Genomic DNA, 5,865 nt, shown 5'->3' with positions numbered 1-5,865 from the left:
GGGGGGGGGCGTTGGCCACGGCGAGAGCATTTGTACGGATCATCGTATTTCCTTTTTTTGGCACCGGCCGCAGGGGGGGGGGTGGGAAGCGGGGAGGCGCGCCGGGTCATGCCCGGCGCAGGACACCAGCAATCAGCGGACCGCCTTGACGTTCAGCTCGTTGATCATCTGCTGCGCAGCCTTTTCGGCCGCCAGCTGCAGGGCGTTGGTGCGGGCCACGGTTTCGTTCGGGCCGGTACCGGAGAACTGCACCGGGCCGACCGAAGACACGGTGCGCGGGAAGCGACCGGTCACGTCCAGCACCTTGCCGGTGACGGTGACGAACACGCGGGTATTGCCACTGGCCGGGTCACGATCGCGCATGCCCACGTCCAGGGTGCCCACGGCGATGTACGGGATGTTGGCCGCACGGATGCCGTTGGCGGTGTCACGCAGGGTGGCCGGGGCCAGGTCGTTGCCGGTGCTGAAATCCTTGCGGATGCGCTCGATGCTGAGCAGGCCACGCGACTCGCCTTCGACGTACTCGGCTTCGACCACTTCGTAGCCGGCGGCACTGAAGGCTCCGGTCATGGCGGTGTTGACCTCGGCAGCGTTGGCGACCTTCCAGGTGATGTTGTCGGCGCGCGCGGTGGTGCTGCCGCCGCTGGTGACCGACACCGAACCGTTCTGGTTGATGCTGCCATTGGTGCTGACCGAGTTGCCGCGGAACGAGTCGCCTTCGCGGGTGTTCTCGCTGTAGCTGCTGCTGGCGTCGACGCGACGGTATTCCTTGTCCTGGAACGACTGCACGGTGTCCTGCGAGCGCGCCATGAACAGGAAGGTCAGCAGCGAGCGCTGCGCGGCGGTGGCACCGGCCACGGCCGAACCCGCATCGAGCTTGGTCTGCAGCAGCGTGGTGTTGATCTCCGCACGCACGGTGACGCTGTAGGTCTTGGCCTTCTTGTCTTCGTTGTCCGACAGCTGCACGGCGCTGAGCACGTAGCGGTCGATTTCACCAATGAACTCCGGGCGGCGTGCCTCGAACAGGCGCAGCTTGGCCGCGCCGGTTTCGGCGATGTACGCCTCCAGGGCATTGACCTTGGCCTTGTTCAGGGCTTCGGCGCGGGTGCCGGCACTCAGGCGCAGGCTGTAGCTGGCCGAACCGGTACCACGCGAACTGGCGGTCTGTGCGGCGACCGGCGAGGCCACCACCAGGGCGATGAGGATGAGCAGGATGGTACGCATCAACGACATGATTTGATCAACTCCTGGAGGGCTTGGGTCTGCTGCTGCAACGGGCGGCCGCCCGGCTTCTGTTCGTCCAGCCAGGCGCGTGAATCGGCGCGCTTGGCAGCGGCGCCGGCGAAGGCATCGAAGCCGGCCAGCAGCGTTTCGTAGCTGGCCGACCACTGGTCGACCTGCCACTGCGTGACCGGCACCACCTTGGTGGCACCCTTGCGCAGCGGCTGTTCGAAATAGACCTTGCCGGAGAACGGCTCGGTGACCTTGGCGGTGAAGAACGCACCGAACAGCATCGTCTTCATCGCGGCGGTCTCTTCGATCACGCCGTTCTTCAGCGCGTCCACCTGCAGGGTGATGACGTAGTCCGGCTCGGGAATCTTCAACTGGTAGACCTTGCCATCGGCGAAGCGCGCGGCCATCGCACCACCGATCGCCTGGCCCGAGGCCGGCGGCAGCAGGCCGACGCCGGTGTTGGACGACAGCGTCTTGGACAGCTCATGGGCCAGCGTCGCGCGCAGCGTGTCGGCCCACTTCGGGTCGGGCAGCTTGGCCACGGTCGCCTCCGACAGCGTCACCGCGCCCACCTGCAGGCGTCGCGAGGCCGCTTCGGGCAGCTTGGCCTGGGCCAGGGTAGTGGCCAGCACCTGCGGCAGCGCCGCATTGCCGCTGCCGTACAGCAGGTCGGCGACGATGGCATCGATATCGTCGTTGCCCGGGCGGTAGTCCTGCACGTCGATGCGCTGCAGGGTGATCGGGTAGGACGCGATCACCTGGCGTTCGCGGAAATCGAAGAACAGGGCCTGCAGGGCCACTTCCACCAGCACCTTGTACTGGTTGCCGATCGGCTCGACCGATACCAGCTCGCGGTCCAGGGCGGCGGCCAGCACGACCGCGCTGGTGGTGCCGTCAAGCATGGCCACCGGCTGGTCGATCAGTTCCAGGGACGCCGGCGGGCGACGCTCGAGCGCCTGCGCCAGGGTCTGGTTGAGCGGAATCAGGCCGCGCTTTTCCAGCACGGCATGTGCGTGCGGCGTGGTCGCCTGCACGGCAGCGGCATCAGCGGTGTAGGCAAAACCGGCCCAGTAGGCCTGCTGCGATTTGTCTGCAGCCTGTGCGGCCCACGGCCATACGGCCAGGCACAACACACAGGCGAGCAGGCGCGCAAAGGCGCGCGGTGCGCGCTTCGTCCTTGAAAACATCCAACCACTCCTGGTTCAACGCACGTTGCGGGGGCAGACTCGCCCCCGATGGGCGCGAAACATAGCCGCTCCCGGGGCTGGCGACAAGTCCTGTCGCTACCCGCCCTGGTTTTCGGCCGCCAGACCCGCCCGCTGCCGCAGCAGGAGGCGCTCGGACTGGTTCTGGCTCAGATCCGCCGCCATGGCAAATGCGTCACGGGCATTGTGCTCCCGTCCGAGCTGCAGCAGCAGCTCGCCCCGCACCACCTGCAACGGGGCATAGCCCTGCAACCGCGCATCGACCAGCAACGGCTGCAGCAACCCCCAAGCCGCGAACGCACCGTCACTGCGCGACACCGCCACCACCCGGTTCAGGGCCACCACCGGCGAGGGCATCACCTGCAGCAGCTGCGCATACAGCGCGGCGATGCGTGCCCAGTCGGTGTCTTCGGCACGGCGCGCGGTGGCATGGCAGGCCGCGATGCGTGCCTGCAGGACGTAGGCATCGTTGCCGCCGCCCGCATCCACCGCGCGCTCCAGTACCTGCCGGCCACGTTCGATCTGCAGCCAGTCCCAGCGCGCGCGGTTCTGCACGTCCAGCAATACCGGCTGGCCCTGCGCATCGACACGCGCCGCGGCACGCGAGGCCTGCAGCTCCATCAGCGCCAGCAGGCCCAGCACCGGCGGCGCGGGCAGCCGATGGGCGAGGATGCGGGCCAGCCGCAGCGCTTCCTCGCACAAGGCCGGGCGCATCCAGTCATCGCCGGCACTGGCCGCATAGCCCTCGTTGAAGACGAGGTAGATCGCCTCCAGCACCGAGGCCAGCCGCTCGGGCAGCGCCTCGGCGCGCGGCACTTCGTAGGGCACCTGCTTCTGCACCAGGGTGCGCTTGGCGCGCACGATGCGCTGGGCGATGGTCGGCTCCGGCTGCAGGAAGGCGCGCGCGATCTCGGTGGTGGTCAGGCCGCCCAGCAGGCGCAGGGTCAGCGCCACCCGTGCATCGGCCGGCAGCACCGGATGGCAGGCCACGAACATCAGCCGCAGCAGGTCATCGCCGAGGTCGTCTTCCAGTGCCTGGCTGTCATCGGGTGCGGGCAACGCCGCCGGGTGCAGTTCCTCGCCCCATTGCGCATGCTGCTGCGCCACGCGCTGGTGCTGGCGCAGCACATCGATGGCACGGTTGCGCGCGGTGGTCATCAGCCAGGCTCCGGGGTTGTCCGGGATGCCCTGCGCCGGCCAGCGCTCCAGCGCGGCCAGCCAGGTGTCCTGGGCCAGCTCCTCGGCGCGGCCGACATCACCGCCGAGCAGCCGCGCCAGGCGCGCGATCAACACCGGCGATTCCATCCGCCAGAGGGTTTCCAGTCGCTGGCTCAGGGCGGGCTCGGTCATGCGCCGATCACAGCACGCAGGCCGTGCCCGCACAAGCGCCAGCGAACGGCGTCGGCCATCAGCCCGGCTCGCCTTCCATATGTGCGATTTCCCACAGGTGGCCATCCAGGTCCTGGAAGCCGCGCTGGTACATGAAACCGTAATCGCGCGCCGGTTGCGGTTCGCTGCCACCGGCGGCCACCGCCTTGTCCACCATCACGTCCACCGCCTTGCGGCTGGCCGCGGAAAGGCAGGTGATCACCTCGGTCTCCGCGTGCGCATCGGCAATGTTCTTGTTGGTGAACTGCTGGAAGAACGGCTTGACCAGCAGCATCACGAAGATGCTCTCGCTGATGACCATGCAGGCGGCGTCTTCATTGGTGTAGGCCGGATTGAAGCTGTAGCCCAGCGCGCTGAAGAAATCCTTGGACTGTTGCAGGTCCTGCACGGGCAGGTTGACGAAGATCATCGGCGGTTGCGGTGCGCTCATCGTTGCGTTTCCTGTGCGGGTGATGGGTGATGGGTGACGGGTGCGGGAGCTGGATCAGGGCTGCTTCATGCAGTTGACCATCCACGGCTTGCCGAAGCGGTCGATCAACATGCCCCAGCGATGCGCCCAGAACGTCTCGGCGATCGGCATCTGCACCTGGCCGCCTTCGGCCAGCGCGGCGAACACGCGCTCGGCTTCCTCGATGCTGTCGACGTCGACATTGATGGTGGTCGAACCGCCATCGCCGCCGCCCGGGCCATCGGCGGCCATCAGGATCGCGCCCTCGATCTCCAGCTGGCTGTGCGCCACGTGGTCGAGGGTTTCGGCCGGCATCTCGTTGCAGCCCGGCGAACCATCGGACGGCGGCATGTCGCGGTACTTCATCTCCGAGGTGACCTGGCCACCGAGGGCCTTGGCATAGAAGGCCATCGCATCGTGGGCCTGGCCGCTGAAGCCAAGGAAGGGAATCAGTTTCATGGCAATGCTCCGTTGGGTGGTGGTGCCGGGGCGTACCGGCGGATGTGACAGGGAAGATCGATCAGTTTTCCAGCTGTTCCCGCAGACGCTGTTCCTGCTGCTGTAATTCGGGGGTGAAGGCTTCGCCGAAATCCTCGGCGGTGATCAGCGGACGCAGCTCGAGGGTGCCGCCAGCGCCGAACGGGGCACGGCTGGCCCATTCGATGGCCTCGTCCAGCGAGCGCACGTTCCACAGCCAGAACCCGGCGATCTGCTCGCTTGGCGGGCCGAAGGGGCCGGCCTGCACCTGCGGGGCGGCGGCACCAAAATGAATGCGGCGGCCACGGGCGGTGGCGTGCAGGCCTTCACCGGCGAGCATGATGCCGGCGGCGACGAGTTGTTCGTTGTAGGCGCCCATTTCGGCCAGTTCCGCTTCGCTGGGCAGGCGGCCGGCTTCGGAATCGGCGTTGGCTTTGACGATCACCATGACTTTCATGTCGTTCTCCCGTGGGCGGCGGTTTGCGCGCCCTTCACTGGTACGACGAACCGGGGGATCGGGAATCGACAGGTCCGGTGGGATTTTTTTTTCCTGCGCGGAATGCCGCCTGCGGCGGGGGATCGGCGAACGGCGGAGCCCCTCCGTGGTGGGTCATCTGCTGGGATTACTGGGGTGGGGGGGGGGCGGGGGGGGGGGGGGGGGGCGGCCGGGCGCGCCCGCACGGGGGGGGGGGGGGGCGGGGGCCGCGCCGTGAACCCTTCCTTGGGGGCTCGTAGGCGCATGCCATGGCGCCTGCGGTCCCGCCCCCCACCCCGACCGGCCCCTGACAGGTTCACGCGGCTGACCCACCCCGGAAGATCAAGAGAAGAAGGCAAAAGCAGAAGCAACAGCCAAAGCGGTGCGCTGGCGGCCCCGGCTGTGCGAGCGAAGCGACCCGCTTTTGTTCTTTTCTGTTGATTCTCCGGGGTGGGCGCGCGGGAACGTGTCCGTGGCCGGGGGGATGGGTTGGCTGGGGGCGTGAGCCGCATGGATGCGGCGACCGAGCTTACATGGACGTACTTGCAGCGTCCCCCCGCCAGCCCCCCCTCCCGGCCCAACCCCCGGGCCCCCCGCGTTCACCCCCCCCACCGCGGGGCTCCGCCGGTGGCCGGTCC

At 68.1% G+C, this 5,865-nt stretch carries 6 protein-coding genes; all 6 read right to left on the bottom strand.

Translation table 11 applies throughout. The features are described 5' to 3' along the window. Positions 1-132 precede the first annotated feature (132 nt). The 6 genes from ACVOK1_RS20040 to ACVOK1_RS20015 all read right to left on the bottom strand — a co-directional run bounded on the left by ACVOK1_RS20040 (position 133) and on the right by ACVOK1_RS20015 (position 5,209). On the bottom strand, positions 133-1,233 hold the full coding sequence (locus ACVOK1_RS20040; protein ID WP_406233211.1) for a hypothetical protein: 1,101 nt from the start codon (positions 1,231-1,233) through the stop codon (positions 133-135). Continuing rightward, complete coding sequence (locus ACVOK1_RS20035) at positions 1,224-2,420, bottom strand: hypothetical protein (RefSeq protein WP_481563056.1); 1,197 nt, start codon at positions 2,418-2,420, stop codon at positions 1,224-1,226. The genes ACVOK1_RS20040 and ACVOK1_RS20035 overlap by 10 nt, the downstream gene beginning before the upstream one ends. 96 nt (positions 2,421-2,516) lie before the next feature. Beyond that, complete coding sequence (locus ACVOK1_RS20030; RefSeq protein ID WP_481563055.1) at positions 2,517-3,788, bottom strand: RNA polymerase sigma factor; 1,272 nt, start codon at positions 3,786-3,788, stop codon at positions 2,517-2,519. A gap of 58 nt (positions 3,789-3,846) precedes the next feature. Further along, the gene (locus ACVOK1_RS20025) at positions 3,847-4,257 is read right to left on the bottom strand and encodes a VOC family protein (RefSeq protein WP_481563054.1); all 411 of its coding nucleotides are present in this window, start codon (positions 4,255-4,257) and stop codon (positions 3,847-3,849) included. A 54-nt stretch (positions 4,258-4,311) separates the two neighbouring features. Further along, the gene (locus ACVOK1_RS20020; protein ID WP_481563053.1) at positions 4,312-4,734 is read right to left on the bottom strand and encodes a VOC family protein; all 423 of its coding nucleotides are present in this window, start codon (positions 4,732-4,734) and stop codon (positions 4,312-4,314) included. Positions 4,735-4,795: 61 nt separating this feature from the next. Further along, a complete protein-coding gene (locus ACVOK1_RS20015) occupies positions 4,796-5,209 on the bottom strand; it encodes a YciI family protein (RefSeq protein ID WP_108767577.1) in 414 nt (137 codons plus the stop codon). Positions 5,210-5,865 lie beyond the last annotated feature (656 nt).

It is taken from the genome of Stenotrophomonas sp. STEN087 (assembly GCF_056759115.1).
This window is presented reverse-complemented; position numbering and strand designations above follow the sequence as displayed.